Source organism: Pseudomonas sp. Sample_10, from assembly GCF_004321495.1.
Taxonomy (GTDB): Bacteria; Pseudomonadota; Gammaproteobacteria; order Pseudomonadales; family Pseudomonadaceae; genus Aquipseudomonas.
In genome coordinates this window covers 1-16,001 of the sequence record NZ_RCOE01000232.1, presented here as the reverse complement: position 1 = coordinate 16,001, position 16,001 = coordinate 1, and the positions used below count along the sequence as shown (strand labels likewise).

Sequence of the window (16,001 nt, the reverse complement as noted above, 5' to 3'; positions counted from 1 at the left end):
CCCTTGGCGATGCGTTGTTTGAGCTGCTCGGCTTCTTCCGAGGTTTTCACCAGAATGTGGCGGGCTTGAGCTTTCATGGGGTAGATACCTTGTAACGGTGTTCACGGCGGGGCGCGCGATTATGCCCTAAGTCACTGGGGTTGGCCGATCATCGTGCGAATCTTGTTGGCCAACAGATCAATGGAGAACGGTTTGGCCACCATGTCCATGCCTTCTTCGAGAAAGCCCTGACGTTCGGCCGCCATCTGCGCATACCCGGTCATGAACAGCACTTTCAGCGCCGGACGATACTGGCGGGCGATTTCCGCCAATTGCCGACCGTTCATACCCGGCAGGCCGACATCCGTCACCAGCAGGTCGACCCGCATGTCGGACTCCAGCAAAGGCAGGGCGGATTTCGCATCTTCGGCTTCGTGTGCGTGATACCCCAGTTCCTTGAGCAGGTCTCGCACCAACATGCGCACCGCCGGGTCATCCTCGACCAACACCACGGTTTCCCCGGCAATGGCCGGTGGCGCTTCGCTGATCACCGGCGACAGCACATCTTCGGGTTCCATGACACGCAGACGCGGCAGATACAAACGCACACTGGTGCCCTGACCCGGCAGGCTGAACAGGCTGACGTGGCCGCCCGACTGTTGCGCAAAGCCATAAATCATCGATAACCCAAGCCCGGTGCCCTGACCGATGGGTTTGGTGGTGAAGAACGGATCGAACGCCTTGGCCAGGACTTTGGGGGTCATGCCGGTACCGTTGTCAGTGACGGCGATCATCAGGTAATCGCCGGCCTTGACCGGTTCCAGCGTATTGATGTCGCTGCTGTCGAGGTAGACGTTGGCGGTTTCGATACGCAGCTCACCGCCATCGGGCATGGCATCCCGAGCGTTTATGACCAGGTTGAGCAGGGCGTTTTCCAGTTGGCTGACGTCAGTGCTGACCGGCCAGGCATCTTCGGCCAGTTGCAACTTGAGTTCGATGTGATCGCCCTTGGTTCGCCGCAGCAGGTCTTCCAGGGAATGGATCAGATCGTTGGCGTTCAGCGGTTTGCGATCCAGCGACTGGCGCCTGGAAAACGCCAGCAGGCGATGGGTAAGAGCGGCGGCGCGGTTGGCCGAGGACACCGCCGCCTCGGTGAAACGGCCGATTTCTTCCGTGCGCCCTTCGGCGATGTAGCGCTGCATCAGGTCAAGGCTGCCGATGATCCCGGTGAGCATGTTGTTGAAGTCATGGGCGATGCCCCCCGTCAGCTGGCCCACCGCTTCCATCTTCTGCGCATGGCGCAAGGCGTCTTCCGCGCGTTCGCGCTCGACCATCTCGTTTTGCAGACGCTGATTGCTTTCGGCCAGTTGCCGGGTGCGGGCGGCAACGCGCTCTTCGAGGGTCTCGTTGAGGTTACGCAGGGCTTCTTCGGTCTGCTTGCGCTCGGTTTCGTCGATCACGAAGATGTAGAAACCGTTTACCGAGCCATCGGCACCGTGACGTGGCAAATAGTTCATCAGGGCATGGCGGATGCTGCCGTCACGGTGCGGCGTATTGAGGCTGAAGCAGCATGGTTTGCCGCTCAATGCCTGGGCGATGTGCTCGGCGCGCAGGGCGTAGGCCTCATCGCCCAGGACTTCCCGAACCGTGCGGCCATAGAGCTCCTGTGGTGTCAGGCCGTACCAGTCCAGATACGCGGCGTTGTTCAGGCGAAAGCGTTCCTCACGGTCGACATAGCTGATCAGAATCGGCATGGCGTTGATGATCAACTGCAACTCGGTCTGGCTCTGACGCAGGGCCTGCTCGGTATTCTTGCGTTCGGTCAGGTCCAGGGCCGCGCCGAGGAAACGGATCGGCCGGCCGTGATGGTCCTTGTAGCAACGCCCGCGGGCAAACACCCAACGCACTTGGCCATCTGGCTGCAGCAGGCGATATTCCTCGGCGTATTCGGTGCCGTGGGTGATGCAGTGCTTGATGCTGCGGGCGATCATGGCGCGGTCTTCGGGGTGGACGCCGTGCAGGTAATCGCTGATTGGCAGCTGGCCGGCCATGGCCGGATCGATACCGTGCAGTTGGGCGAAATGCGCATCGGCGATGAAGCGGTCCTCGCCGATATCCCAATCCCAGGTGCCCACCGCGTCGGTGGCAGAGAGCGCCAGTTGCAGGCGCTCCTCGGTGTCTTGCTGTGCCTTGAGGCTGGCGGCCGAGCGCTGTTCAAGTTCCAGGGCGATGCGCCGTCGCTCATTGGTTTCGATGGCGGTGACCAGAATTCCGGCGACCTGGGCATTCTCGTCGCGGATCGGGCTATAAGTCAGATCAAGCCAGAAGTCGGAATCCTTGCCGTTGCGCTGCAAGGTGAAACGCTGCTCGCTGTAGGTTCGCACCTGGCCTTGTAGGACGGCGCTGTAAATCGGGTCGGTGAAGTCCTGGAGTTCTGGCCAGATCTGGTGTGTAGGCTGTCCGAAAGCGTGCGGATGCTTGCTGCCCGCGAGCAGGGCGAAGCCGTCGTTGTAGATCTGCGTCAGCTGCGGGCCCCAGAGCAGCAACATCGGCATTGGCGAGTGAATCACGATATCCACGGCGGTTCGCAGGCTTTGCGGCCAGGTACTGGCGGCGCCGAGCGGACTGTTCGCCCAGTCCAGTCGGGCAATCAAGGCCTGGGCATCGCTGCCGGTCGGTGATGCGTTCATCAAGTTGTCCTGCACATAAGTCGGTATGGCGGCGTCTACTATTGTTACCAGACGCTGAATGACCGCAATCGGGTCATTTTCCAATTGAATGCTTCGCGGGTGCTTTTTGCCATGGAAATCGATGCGCTGTTGAAACGCCTGGCCAGCCAGGATGGCTCCGACCTTTACCTGTCCACGGGCGCGCCACCCAGCGCGCGCTTCGACGGAATTCTTACAGCGCTTGACGACCATCCCTTCAAGCCGGGAGACATTGCGGCAATTGCCGCGTCCATCATGGACGCCGAACAGCGGCTGGAGTTCGATCGTCAACTGGAGATGAACCTGGCGATCTCCCTGGCGGGGATTGGTCGCTTCCGGGTCAATATCTTCAAACAGCGTAACGACGTGTCGATGGTGGTGCGCAACGTCAAACTCGACATACCACGTTACGAAGACCTCAAGTTGCCGCCGGTACTGCTCGAGACGGTGATGCTCAAGCAAGGTTTGATGTTGTTCGTCGGCGCCACCGGTTCCGGCAAGTCTACCTCGCTGGCGGCCCTGATCGATTATCGCAACCGTCATGCCAGTGGGCATATCGTCACTATCGAAGACCCGATCGAATACGTCCACCGGCACAAGAAATCAATCATCAACCAGCGCGAGGTCGGCGTCGATACCCGCAGTTTTCACGCCGCGTTAAAAAATACCCTGCGTCAGGCGCCAGACGTGGTGCTGATCGGCGAGATTCGCGACCGCGAAACCATGGAGCACGCACTGGCATTTGCTGATACCGGGCATCTGGTGATCTCCACGCTGCATGCTCACAACGCCCATCAGGCGCTGGACCGCATCATCAACTTTTTCCCCGAGGAACGGCGTACGCAGCTGCTCCACGACCTGGGCAACAACCTCAAGGCATTCGTGTCGCAACGGTTGGTGCGCACTCGGGATGGTCAGCGACGGGCGGCGGTGGAAGTGATGCTCGGGACGCCGACCATTGGCGATTTGATCCGGCGCAATGAACTGGATGAACTTAAAAACATTATGGAAAAATCCAAAGAGTTGGGCATGCAGACCTTCGATGGCGCACTGTATGAACTGGTGGTCGAAGGTGTTATCAGCGAGAGCGAAGCATTAAAGAATGCGGACTCGTTTAATAATCTAAAGTTGCGCCTAAAACGTTATAGGGAGGGTGTTTCAATAGTAAGTGGGCCGAGTAGTGAGTGGAATTTGGAGGATTGATTTTATTGGCAGGCAGGTTCGTTATTTGAAGTTCTGAAATATTGTTTCGTAGATTTTTACTGTTTAATTAATTCCGGGTGGGTAAGGATTGATGCTCGTTTAACTAATCAGTGATTAAATCTATGAGGTTGTTTTATGTGTGACAGCTTGAAATATAAAGCCTATCAGTTGTCGGGGGCGGTTTCAGATGTGCAGTGCGAATGGTTAAAGGCCGATGCGGCAGAGCGTCAATTGGTATTGCAGCAGTTAAAAACTGTCTTCGATGAACAAGAGGACGAAGGGCCGTATGACTGGCAAGGGTATGAGTTTCCGTTGGTGACGGGGTCTTCTCTCTATGAGGTCCATATGCCAGGGCGAGTGGCATGGAATAATCTGGCTAATCATACGTCCGTGATGGATGAACTCCGCCGCCTCCGTCTCGAGAGTATGGCCTTAACACGTATTAACGCCACCGGCGTGTTGGAAATATACAGAAAAAGCACTACAACGTGGGAAGCCGTTGACCTGGAACTCATCCGGGCATCCCACAACTATCAGAAACTTCTTGTCATAGGGGATATTGCAAGCCAGGCGGGCGGGTACGTATATACAGAGGATTACACTTTTGTGGATCAATGGCTGGAGTTTCATGGGTTGGCGGTTCCCAGGAATGCGAGCGAAACCAGGAATCTGATCGCGTTGTTCGAATTTGATCCTGAAGTTGATGAACTTGGTAACTATTGGCGGCAACTTGCTGCCGATGATCCGTCATTAGTCGTATTGTCGGCTGAGCAACATGCAGCTATTCGTCAAGCTACTGCAAAGCTTATAGCTCCCGACAAAAAGCTGCTGGACAAACTGTATCGCGAAACGAGTGGCACTCTTGCAACGCACGATAACGCCGCTGAATGTATCGTTCAGTTGGTCAGGCATCCGGCGGCCCAAACCTGCGCCAGAAACCTCCTGAAGGAACTGGACTGGTTCGGTGCAACATCTGGGCAAGACGTCTCTGCACAGGATCTTGGGCAACTATTGATAACGGCTATTTTGCTGGAGCTGTATCCAGACTTCGGCAAAGCTCAAGGCAGAAAGAGTATCGGCGGGTTCGATTTGTATTCACCAACCAACGTCGAACGATCTTCGTTGAACGTGCGCAAGGAACTGGAAACCTTCCTGCACACCAAAGGCTGGGTGAATCCTGTCCTGGCGCCAATGGCATCGCACCTGCTACTGGCGGAAATTGCGCCGGAATTTCTGGTCAAGGGTGTTCCATCGTCGTTGACGATGGGCTCGGTTGCCTGGGTGGTCTTTTGCCGTGGCGTTGCGCTGGTGGAGGCGGTCACGAAAGGGGCGGCGCTTGTGCTGAGCTACGGGCAAATCATGGCCTACGTCGAACTCGAGCCTGTCAGTTCGCCCCTCTCCCGTCTGCGGGATCTGGCAATGATCGATCCGATTGTTGACTGGGCGTTGTTGAATGGTGTTATCGAGCCAACTGAGCTCACTCAAGCGGCGAAGGAAACGACGGAGCGGGCGATTGCCGCTTTCGAGGCTTACACAGAGCACTTCACCCATCTGGCCCGGGTACTGTCCAATCCGTTGCCCAGTAGAGAAGACATTGCTCGTAAAGCCTTGGAAGACGTGGCACCCGGTTGTGATTTCCTCGACAGGAAAGTTATCTATCAACGCCCTGGCCTATATGCCTCGCCCACCGCCATGTCGATGGTCGATTTGCATATGTCAGGAGACCTGGCGAGCGGTGAGTGGGATCTTCGCGCGGTTTTTCCCGATGACACCACGACAACTGACTTGCTGGCCGGTATGACCCATTACACAAGGCCAACCTTCCACGATCCCTCCGTACTCAGCATTTACAAACGTTTCCCTCTGTTGTCGTACCTGGCACCCAACAATGTCGAATTTCATCGGCAATTGCGCGGCTATCTCGGCAATTTGAATAGTGCGGTGGTCACAAACGTGAAATTGGCCCTTTCACACATGCTCCCCTTTGACCTGGAAATCTTTCTGAAAGGCAAGATTACGTTCTTTACCCTTCGCGGTGCAGCGGTAGAGATATCCTCCCGCTATATCGGCGGACCGCTTACGTATGAGACAGATTACGAAACCCAACAAGGCAAAGATGCTGTCACGGGCCGCTTTGGTGTTGTGATGTACGCCATCCACGAAAACTCGGTTGCGTGCTATGAGTTGTTTACATTCAGAGGAGAGCTACGGAAAAACGATGTCCTTGGAAACCTGATCACCTCGAAGGGAAAATGTTCGGGTCGCTCCAGGATCGATTTCAACGGCGATTTGAATGCGCAGGTGGCACCCACGCCTTTGGAAGCGTTGCCTGTCACTCTGAAGGAATACACGGAGGGGGTTGCAGTTGAGCAGCATGCGCGCAGCGACTTGGCGATTATCGAAAAGTTGGGTGAGCTCCCGGCACCAAGGTCTGTGGTAGCGCGCACGCAGAGTACTTATATGAATTTTGGCAACCCGCAGTTTGCAAGGATTGCCGAGTTCGTCGTGAGTCATCATCCGTTCCGCAAGTTTTCCGAAGTTGAAGCAATGGCCACCGTGCCGACTGCGCTTGAAAGCCAGCGCAAAATGGGCAATGAGACTGCCGATTACATCGTGAATCTGGTGGTTCCCTTTAAAAAGTGCATCGAGGATTTATCTTCTGGGGATCACAATAGGGTGGTCGACGGGATCTATGGTTGTGCCATGGACGCCATTGCCTTGGGAGGCGCCTTCGCGGGGGCGGCTGCCAAAGCGCTGAGCATTTCGTCGAAGGCCGTCTCCTTGTCGTCCAAAGCCGCCCAGTTGACCAAGCTAGCCTTCGTGACCTCCGTTTCCCTCATCAACCCGCTGGATGGTGTGCCTACGGCATTATTCGGAGCCGGGAAACTCGTCCACAAGGGAGCGCTACGCTTTAACAGGCAGGCTCAAGAGATGCTCGGGCTGGCGCAATCACAGTTACAAAAACTCAATGGCCGACACAAAACCTATGACTTGATTCGCGCAGCCAATCGCGCCGATACCACCGGACAGGGTACCTGGCGACCCCTTGGCGCAACCGGTGACACATTAACGGTGGTGGCAGCGCGTAACGCTCATCAATGGTATGCCCTTGATCGATTGGGCAAACCCTGGGGACCCAGACTGAACAACTTCATGTTTGAGTCACCTATCCAGTTGCCTCGATTCAACAAGACATTGCCCGTCAGCTATACCCGACAGTTCATTGAGCAAAGCTTGCCGCTGGCGCGTACAAAAATCGAAAACGCGATCAACGTCTTGAACAGTCTCGACCTGACGAGGGAGCGCGACGCAATCATCAAGGTGCTGATGGGAAGCAACTCGAGCGATGCATTCGAACGGTTGTTGAGCTATCTGAGATTGGTCAGGGCTGACTTTGCAGGTCTTTCCATCAGTAACATGTTTCTCGATCCGCTCAAGACCACTCACAACATCGCTGCATTGAACAAGGAGGCGTACGAACAATGGAAAGGCGCACAAGACCCATCCAACACGCAATTCATCGAAATCTATACACCCCAACTGAACAAACACTTCATCAGTTTTGGCTTCAACCATGATGTCGTGGCAGACGACTTGATTCATGAGTTGTTCCACGGTGCTTCACAGACTGACGATGTCAGCTATGCCCGCGATGCCGGACGCAACGGCGAAAGAGGGCAGTTGCTGGATGTAGCCGCGCTGCTGAACCTGGCATCGGGACGTCTGCCGGTTACGGATGAGGGCGATGCCTGTCACGCCAGTGCCAAAACCTTTGAAAATGCTGACTCGCTGGCGGTGACTACCTCGCTGCTGAGCCAGTTGTACACGGACAGAAATGCTTATGAACGCAATATGTCCATCCTGCGCGGCGCGCTGGAAGCAAACTCCGGGCGCGCGATTGACCAGCCGGTTCTGATCACTCTGAACAGTTCTCTTGCATCGAAACCTGCCAGTGGAACGCGGCCACCGGGTTCGCACATGGATTAACACGCACCCGCACGATCGTTCACGTGTCGAGTTCCGGCCGATCCCGAAACTGTTCCAGCGCTTCGGGATTGGCCAGCGCATCTGTGTTTTTCACCGCCTGCCCGTGCACTACATTCCTTACCGCCAGTTCAACCACCTTGCCGCTGATGGTGCGTGGTATATCGCTCACTGCAACAATTTTCGCCGGAACATGCCGCGGCGTGGTGTTGGCACGGATGACCCGGCGGATCTGTTGCTGCAATGCTTCGTCCAGCTCAACGCCATCAGCCAATCGCACGAACAGCACCACCCGCACGTCGTCTTGCCATTGCTGGCCGATAGCGACGCTGTCGATGACCTGCGGGACTTTCTCGACCTGACGATAGATTTCCGCTGTGCCAATGCGCACGCCACCGGGATTGAGCACCGCGTCTGAGCGACCGTGGATCATCATGCCGCCATGGGGCAGTTGTTCGGCGTAATCACCTTGCGCCCAGACTCCGGGAAACTGACTGAAATACGACGCCCTGAGCTTTGCGCCGTCGGGGTCGTGCCAGAGGCCGATGGGCATTGCCGGGAAGTGTCGGGTGCAGACCAGTTCGCCTTTTTCGCCGATCACCGGTTGGCCGTTGTCGTTCCACACTTCAACGGCCATGCCCAGGCTCTTGCCCATGTTTTCGCCGCGTCTGACCGGGCTCAACGGGTTGCCGTTGACGAAACACGAGACGATGTCCGTACCGCCGGACATGGAGGCCAGGCACACGTCAGGCTTGAAATCGCGATAGACGAAATCGTAACTCTGCGGCGAGAGTGCCGAGCCGGTGCAGAGCAAGGTTTTCAGGCTGCCAAGTTCATGGCTGTGCCTGGGTTTGACGCCGCTGCTTTCCAGGGTCGCGAGGTACTTGGGGCTGGTACCGAAGACGCTGATGCGCTCGTCGTCGATCAGGTCGATCAAACGCTCGGCATCTGGCTGGAAGGGCGAGCCGTCGTACAGCACCACGGCGCTGCCGACTGCGAGGGCCGAGACCAGCCAGTTCCACATCATCCAGCCGCACGTGGTGTAGTAGAACAGACGTTCGCCGGGGCCGAGATCGCAATGCAGGCCGTGTTCCTTGACGTGTTGCAGCAGCACGCCGCCGGTGCTGTGAATGATGCATTTGGGAACGCCGGTGGTGCCGCTGGAATACAGGATGTACAGCGGATGGGCGAAGGGCACCGGCGTGAAATCCGGTTCGCCACCGGGGAAGTAGAAGTCGTCCCACAGCGTGACGTTGGCCGTTGTATGGAAATTTTCAATGCGCGCTTCGGGCCGCGCATAAGGCACGATGACCAGTTGCTGCAAGGATGGCAGTCGTTCGAGGATCTCGTTGACCTTGGCGCTCTGGTCGATTTCTTTCCCGGCATAGCGATAACCGGCACAGGTGACCAGCACTTTGGGTTCGATCTGGCCGAAACGATCGATCACGCCTTGCGTGCCGAAGTCTGGCGAAGAACAGGACCAGATCGCGCCGAGGCTGGTGGTGGCGAGCATGGCCACCAATGTCTGCCAGGTATTGGGCATGCACGCCGTCACCCGGTCGCCCAGGCCGACACCGGCGGCGATCAAACCACTTTGAAAACCGGCGACATGTTCCGCCAGCTCGGCCCAGGTCAGTTGTTCGCGCTGGCCGTTCTCCGCCACGGCCACCACGGCCACGGCATCGTCACGACGGCGCAGCAAATGTTCGGCAAAGTTCAGGGTAGCGCCGGGAAACCACTCGGCGCTGGGCATTTGCGTGCCCTCGACCAATACTGCATCCGGCTGATCGTGAAAACGGATGTCGAAGAAATCGACGATGGCTTGCCAGAACGCTTCACGCTGATCTATGGACCACTGATGCAGGGCAGGGTAGTCGTCGATGTGCAGATGATGCCGCTGATTGACGAAGCGCCGAAAGGCGTCCATGCGGGTCTTGCCGATGCGTTCGGCGCTGGGTTGCCAGAGGATGTCGGACATGGTTTGCCTCTTCTTGTTGTCAGATCGTTCCCACGCTCTGCGTGGGAATGCCTCAACGGACGCTCCGCGTTCGGCTTCTGGGACGCGGAGCGTCCCGGGCTGCATTCCCACGCAGAGCGTGGGAACGATCATCTATAAGGGTTTAGCGGCCAATCACTGCGCCAACCACCCACCATCAATATTCCACGCCGCACCCCGCACCTGAGCCCCGGCTTCACTGCACAAGAACAGCACCAACTCGCCCAACTGCGGCGGGGTCACGAATTCCAGCGAGGGTTGCTTCTCGGCCAGCAGATCATGCTGCGCCTGCTGCGGATCGATTCCGGTCGCGGCGCGATCGTCGATCTGCTTTTGCACCAGCGGTGTCAATACCCAACCCGGGCAAATGGCATTGCAGGTAACGTTGCTGGTGGCGGTTTCCAGGGCGACCACTTTGGTCAAGCCGATCACCCCATGTTTGGCGGCAACGTAAGCGGCTTTGCCGGTTGAACCCACCAGTCCATGCACCGAAGCAATATTGATCACCCGGCCCCAACCTTTGGCGCGCATGCCCGGCAGGCTCAGGCGGGTGCTGTGAAACACCGACGACAGGTTGATCGCGATGATCGAATCCCAGCGCTCCACCGGGAACTCGTCCACCGGCGCCACGTGCTGGATGCCGGCATTGTTGACCAGAATGTCGACGCCGCCGAACTCACGCTCGGCGTAGGCAATCATGTCGGCGATCTGTTGCGGGTCGCTGACGTCGGCCGGGTGATGGCCAACCTTGCCGCCGAACTGTTCGACTTCAGCAATCACCTTGGACGCATCGCCGAAGCCATTGAGGATCAGGTTGGCGCCGGCCTTGGCCAGGCTCAGGGCGATGCCCAGGCCGATGCCGCTGGTGGAACCGGTGACCAGTGCGGTCTTGCCCGAAAGAGTCGTCATGAATACCTCACACAATGCCAGTGGCGTAGAAAGTACCGATCACCACGAAAACCGCCAGGGTCTTGATCAGCGTAATACAGAAAATATCTTTGTAAGCTTCACGGTGGGTCAGGCCGGTGACCGCGAGCAAGGTAATCACCGCGCCGTTGTGCGGCAGGGTGTCCATGCCGCCACTGGCCATCGAAGCTACACGGTGCATCACTTCCAGCGGAATATTGGCGGCGTGGGCCGCCGCGATAAACTGCTCGGACATTGCCGCGAGCGCGATGCTCATGCCGCCCGAGGCGGAGCCAGTGATACCCGCCAGCAAGGTGACGGTGATCGCTTCGTTGACCAGCGGATTGGGGATGCTCTTGAGCCAGTCGGCCAGCACCAGGAAACCCGGCAGGGAGGCGATCACCGCACCAAAGCCGTATTCCGAAGCCGTGTTCATCGCCGCCAGCAATGCACCGCCGACCGCACTTTTGCTGCCTTCGGCAAGTTTGCTGCTGATGGCTTTGTAGCCGAACGCCAACACCATGAGGATGCCGACCAGCAGCGCAGCCTGCACCGCCCAGATTGCGGTGAGTTTGGCGATTTCAGTGGTGACCGGTGTCGCCATGCCCGGCAGCGCCAGGCTGTGGGTCTTGCCGTACCACTGTGGAATCCACTGGGTGAACAGCAGGTTCATGATGCCCACGGCTAGCAGCGGCGACAGGGCGATCCACGGGTTGGGCAGCTTGATGTCGGCAGCGGTTTCCGGCTCGTTGCGCAGGTCGGTGCCATAACCTTCACCGGCACGCTGGGCCTTGTTGCGCTGGCGCTGGAGAAACAGCATGCCGGCGCAGAACACGAAAATCGTACCGATCACACCCAGCCAGGGTGCAGCCCAGGCGGTGGTGTTGAAGAACGTACTGGGGATGATGTTCTGGATCTGCGGGGTGCCGGGCAGGGCGTCCATGGTGAACGAAAACGCGCCGAGGGCGATGGTCGCCGGGATCAGGCGTTTGGGGATGTTGCTCTGACGGAACATTTCAGCGGCAAACGGATACACCGCGAATACCACCACAAACAGCGAAACACCACCGTAAGTGAGCACGGCACAAACCAGCACGATCACCAGCATCGCCTGGCGGGTGCCCAGCACGCGAATAGCCGCGGCGACAATGGAACGCGAGAAACCGGACAGCTCGATGAGCTTGCCGAACACCGCACCGAGCAGGAACACCGGGAAGTAGAGTTTGATGAAACCGACCATTTTCTCCATGAACACGCCGGTGAAGGCAGGTGCGACGGCGGAAGGGTCAGTCAGCAGGACGGCGCCGAGGGCGGCAATCGGGGCAAAAAGGATAACGCTGTAGCCACGGTAAGCAGCCACCATCAGCAGCGCGAGGGCTGCCAAGGCAATGATCACACTCATGGTGTGTCTCCTGGGATTGTTATTTTTGTGTGGTGAAATCTTGTAGAAAGGGGCTATAGCGAGTTTCGTGCCAGGTGGTTAACTAGCTGAAATATAAGGAAATATTTATCGTTGGTGCGATAGATTTACAGGAGGTGTCTCTATTTTGAGATTATTTCGACCAGGAGGGCGTTTTCGCGGGCAAGCCTCGCTCCCACAGGGACTTGGGAAATATCAGGGTTTCACCAATCCGTAGGAGCGAGGCTTGCCCGCGAAGAAGGCGGATCTACCAATTGAGATGCCTGTCTCTCTATTGAGACTCGGCAATCCCCAACGCCACCATTTTCTTGTACAACGTCGACCGCCCAAGCCCCAAATGCGCCGCGGCTTCAATCACCTTGCCGCCGCATCGCGCCAGCGTGGTTTCGATCAGTTGGCGATCGAAGCGCTCCCGTGCCGCACTGAACGTCTCATGCTCCAGCGGTTCCAGAGTCGCTGGTGCCGGGCGTTCAACGGGGGTAAACGTTCCGATGGCCGCGCGGATGTCCGTGGCCGAAAGCCGCAGGTCATCACTGAGCAAGGCGGCCCGTTCCAGGACGTTGCGCAACTCGCGAATGTTCCCCGGCCAGGCGTGTTGACCCAGCAGCTGCAGCGCTTCACTGTTGAGTTCGTGCTGGCTGCGCAGCTCTTCAAGGATGGCCTCGCTGAGCGCGGGCAGGTCGTCGAGGCGGTCGCGAAGCGGTGGCACCTGGATTGGCAGGACATTGAGGCGGTAATACAAATCCGCGCGGAAATCACCGCGCTTGATCGCGGCTTCCAGGTCGGTCGAGGTCGCAGCGATCACCCGCACATCGCTCTGGATCACTTCATTGGAACCCACCGGTTCGAATTCCTTTTCCTGCAACACCCGCAGCAGCTTGCTTTGCAACGGCAGCGGCATGTCACCGATTTCATCGAGAAACAGCGTACCGCCCTGGGCGATTTGCAGTTTGCCTGCGCGGCCCTTGCGATCAGCGCCGGTGAAGGCACCCGGTGCCGTGCCGAAGAATTCAGCTTCCAGCAACGATTCCGGGATCGCTGCGCTGTTGATACTGACAAACGCCTTGTGTGCCCGCGGCGAAGCGTTGTGGATAGCCTGCGCCAGCAACTCCTTGCCGGTGCCGGTTTCGCCAAGCAGTAACACCGGCGACTCGGTGCTGGCACTGCGCCGGGCGCGGCGTTTGACTTCAAGGCTGGCGGCGCTGGTGCCAATGAAGTGGGCGAAGTTGTATTTGGTCTGCCGCGCGCGCAACAGCGAGCGCGTGGAAGCAAGCTCTTCCTGCATGCTCATGTAGCGCTTGAGCATCGGCGACAGGCTGCGCAGTTCATCGAACAGGGCGAAACCGATTGCACCGATGACCTCGCCAGCGTCGTCATGAATCGGCAGGCGCATGACCACCAAGGGTTCCTTGGGCGTGTCCTGCATGTCGAGCAGGATCGGCCGGCCGGTGCGCACCACTTCACGCAACAGGCTGCCGGGTATCACGCTTTCGCAGGCTTTGCCGATGGCGTTCTCGGCCGATTGCAGACCGAAACGCCGGGCATAACGCTCGTTCATCCAGACAATGTTGGCGTCGCGGTCGACGATCACCGTGCCTTCACTCGATTGCTCGATAATTTCGAACAGTGAACGGATCGCCAGCAGGCGCACGCGCTGGTAGTCCTTGAGGCTTTCGGTGGTGTTCATGGGTGCTGATCCTGATTTTTCATTGCCCGATCCGGCCTAATCGCGGGCAAGCCTTGCTCCTACAGATGCCCCCCTGTAGGAGCAAGGCTTGCCCGCGATGGCCGTGACACGGTTTAACGATTGTGAATCGATTATGCCTGCCCAACGTGCGCCGCCGCCAACAGCTCCTTGGTGTACGGATGCTGTGGGGCATCGAATACGTCATGGCTGGCGCCACGTTCCACGACCTTGCCATCCTTGACCACGATCATGTCGTGCGCCAGGGCGCGGACCACTGCCAGGTCATGGCTGATAAACAGATAGGTCAAGCCATGTTTTTCCTGCAGTTGGCGGAGCAGGGCGACCACCTGTTTTTGCACGGTGCGATCCAGCGCCGAGGTCGGTTCGTCCAGCAGGATCAGCGCCGGTTTCAGCACCAGTGCCCGAGCGATTGCAATGCGCTGTCGTTGGCCGCCGGAAAATTCGTGGGGGTAGCGATGACGGCTTTGCGGGTCGAGGCCGACTTCCTGCAATGCCCGAATCACTTCGGCATTGCATTGCTCGGGACTCAGTTGGCTATGAACCTCCAGGCCCTCGCAAATGATCTGTTCAACAGACATCCGCGGGCTGAGGCTGCCGAACGGGTCCTGGAACACCACCTGCATTTTCTTGCGCCACGGCCGTAGTTGCTTCTGTGACAAACCATCGAGTGCCTCGCCCTGGAAACGGATGCTGCCTTCGGAGTCGAGCAGGCGCAGGATTGCCTGGCCCAGCGTTGACTTGCCGGATCCGGATTCGCCGACGATGCCCAGGGTTTTGCCGCGCTGGATGCTCAGGCTGATGCCGTCGACCGCCTTGAAGTAAGTCTTGCGCCGCAGCAGTCCGCCACCCACGGCAAACTGCACGCGCAGGTCGTCGACTTCCAACACATTCTCGCGCTCGTCCCTTGGCAGGGCTTCACCGTCGGGTTCGGCATTGAGCAGCATGCAACTGTAGGGATGTTTCGGCTCGGTAAAAATAGTCTCGCAGGACGCTTGCTCGACAATCTCGCCGGCCTTCATCACGCAGACGCGTTGGGCGATGCTGCGCACCAGATTGAGGTCATGGCTGATCAGCAGCAGCGACATGCCGAGCCGTCGCTGCAATGATTTGAGCAGCAGCAGAATCTTACGCTGCACGGTGACGTCGAGGGCCGTGGTGGGTTCGTCGGCGATCAACAGTTCCGGCTCGCAGGCCAGGGCCATGGCGATCATCACCCGTTGCCGCTGGCCACCGGACAATTGGTGCGGGTAGGCCTTGAGGCGTTCCTTGGGTTTCTGAATGCCCACCAGATGCAGCAACTCAAGAATCCGCGCCTGCGCCGCTTTGCCGGCCATGCCTTTATGCACGAGCAGGGTTTCGCCGATCTGTTTTTCGATACTGTGCAGCGGATTGAGCGAAGTCATCGGCTCCTGGAAAATCATCGCAATGCGGTTGCCGCGCAATTCGCGCAGTTTCTTTGCGTCCGCGCCCACCAGCTCCTGGCCTCGATAACGGATGCTGCCGGTCGTCTCGGTTCCGCATTCGGGCAGCAATTGCAGAATCGAGTGGGCGGTCACTGACTTGCCCGATCCTGACTCACCCACCAGCGCCAGGCATTCGCCCGGGTGGATATCCAGGCACAGATTGCGCACGACGGTCTGGCCGCTGAAAGCCACGCTGAGGTCTCGGATTTCGATCAGGTTGGTCATATCAACAGTCCGCTCAAGAACGCGGATCAAAGGCGTCGCGCAACGCTTCGCCAATGAACACGAGTAAAGAAAGAATCAGCGCCAGGGTAAAAAACGCGGTCAGTCCGAGCCATGGCGCTTGCAGGTTCTGCTTGCCCTGACCGATCAATTCGCCCAGGGATGCGCTGCCCGCCGGCATGCCGAAGCCAAGGAAGTCCAGCGCCGTGAGGGTTGAAATTGCGCCGGTAAGAATGAACGGCAGATAGCTCAAGGTCGCGTTCATGGCGTTGGGCAGGATGTGCCGCACGATCACCTTGCGATCGCTCAGGCCCAGTGCCCGGGCAGCCTTGACGTATTCCAGATTGCGCCCGCGCAGGAACTCGGCGCGCACCACGTCCACCAGCGCCAGCCAGGAAAACAGCGCCATGAT

The 16,001-nt window shown here is 58.2% G+C and carries 9 protein-coding genes and 1 pseudogene; 2 read left to right on the top strand and 8 right to left on the bottom strand.

Going from position 1 to position 16,001, the window contains the following annotated elements:
- Positions 1-77 (bottom strand): annotated as a pseudogene (locus D8U18_RS23250) (peptidylprolyl isomerase); the annotation flags it as partial.
- Positions 78-131: 54 nt separating this feature from the next.
- Positions 132-2,669 carry a PAS domain-containing protein gene (locus D8U18_RS23245; RefSeq protein WP_130903421.1) on the bottom strand — a complete coding sequence of 846 codons (2,538 nt, stop codon included), beginning with the start codon at positions 2,667-2,669 and terminating at the stop codon, positions 132-134.
- 111 nt (positions 2,670-2,780) lie between these two features.
- On the opposite strand from D8U18_RS23245, the gene D8U18_RS23240 reads away from it, so the two are divergent.
- Together D8U18_RS23240 and D8U18_RS23235 are read left to right on the top strand one after the other, a co-directional pair.
- On the top strand, positions 2,781-3,890 hold the full coding sequence (locus D8U18_RS23240) for a PilT/PilU family type 4a pilus ATPase (RefSeq protein ID WP_130907459.1): 1,110 nt from the start codon (positions 2,781-2,783) through the stop codon (positions 3,888-3,890).
- Between the two features lie 135 nt (positions 3,891-4,025).
- Complete coding sequence (locus D8U18_RS23235) at positions 4,026-7,877, top strand: hypothetical protein (protein WP_131108541.1); 3,852 nt, start codon at positions 4,026-4,028, stop codon at positions 7,875-7,877.
- A gap of 19 nt (positions 7,878-7,896) precedes the next feature.
- On the opposite strand, the gene D8U18_RS23230 is transcribed toward D8U18_RS23235, so the two are convergent.
- From D8U18_RS23230 to D8U18_RS23205, 6 genes are all read right to left on the bottom strand, one after another.
- Complete coding sequence (locus D8U18_RS23230; protein WP_131108539.1) at positions 7,897-9,852, bottom strand: acetoacetate--CoA ligase; 1,956 nt, start codon at positions 9,850-9,852, stop codon at positions 7,897-7,899.
- A 153-nt stretch (positions 9,853-10,005) separates the two neighbouring features.
- A complete protein-coding gene (gene hbdH, locus D8U18_RS23225) occupies positions 10,006-10,779 on the bottom strand; it encodes a 3-hydroxybutyrate dehydrogenase (RefSeq protein WP_130903417.1) in 774 nt (257 codons plus the stop codon).
- Between the two features lie 7 nt (positions 10,780-10,786).
- Positions 10,787-12,178, bottom strand: coding sequence for a GntP family permease (locus tag D8U18_RS23220; protein WP_131108537.1), 1,392 nt, complete (start codon positions 12,176-12,178; stop codon positions 10,787-10,789).
- Positions 12,179-12,467: 289 nt separating this feature from the next.
- Positions 12,468-13,883, bottom strand: a complete 1,416-nt coding sequence (locus D8U18_RS23215; RefSeq protein ID WP_056852792.1) for a sigma 54-interacting transcriptional regulator — start codon at positions 13,881-13,883, stop codon at positions 12,468-12,470.
- Between the two features lie 131 nt (positions 13,884-14,014).
- Positions 14,015-15,592 (bottom strand): ABC transporter ATP-binding protein, encoded by a 1,578-nt coding sequence (locus tag D8U18_RS23210; RefSeq protein ID WP_130931381.1) that lies wholly within the window; start codon positions 15,590-15,592, stop codon positions 14,015-14,017.
- A gap of 13 nt (positions 15,593-15,605) precedes the next feature.
- Positions 15,606-16,001, bottom strand: a 396-nt coding sequence (locus D8U18_RS23205; protein WP_131108535.1) for an ABC transporter permease subunit, incomplete at its 5' end; no start/stop codon positions are given.

Excerpts from the sequence above, each read along its gene's own strand:
- D8U18_RS23210 (WP_130931381.1), bottom strand. The coding sequence starts at position 15,592 with ATGACCAACCTGATCGAAATCCGAGACCTCAGCGTGGCTTTCAGCGGC.
- hbdH (WP_130903417.1), bottom strand. The coding sequence starts at position 10,779 with ATGACGACTCTTTCGGGCAAGACCGCACTGGTCACCGGTTCCACCAGC.
- D8U18_RS23220 (WP_131108537.1), bottom strand. The coding sequence starts at position 12,178 with ATGAGTGTGATCATTGCCTTGGCAGCCCTCGCGCTGCTGATGGTGGCT.
- D8U18_RS23235 (WP_131108541.1), top strand. The coding sequence starts at position 4,026 with ATGTGTGACAGCTTGAAATATAAAGCCTATCAGTTGTCGGGGGCGGTT.
- D8U18_RS23245 (WP_130903421.1), bottom strand. The coding sequence starts at position 2,669 with ATGAACGCATCACCGACCGGCAGCGATGCCCAGGCCTTGATTGCCCGA.
- D8U18_RS23240 (WP_130907459.1), top strand. The coding sequence starts at position 2,781 with ATGGAAATCGATGCGCTGTTGAAACGCCTGGCCAGCCAGGATGGCTCC.
- D8U18_RS23230 (WP_131108539.1), bottom strand. The coding sequence starts at position 9,852 with ATGTCCGACATCCTCTGGCAACCCAGCGCCGAACGCATCGGCAAGACC.
- D8U18_RS23215 (WP_056852792.1), bottom strand. The coding sequence starts at position 13,883 with ATGAACACCACCGAAAGCCTCAAGGACTACCAGCGCGTGCGCCTGCTG.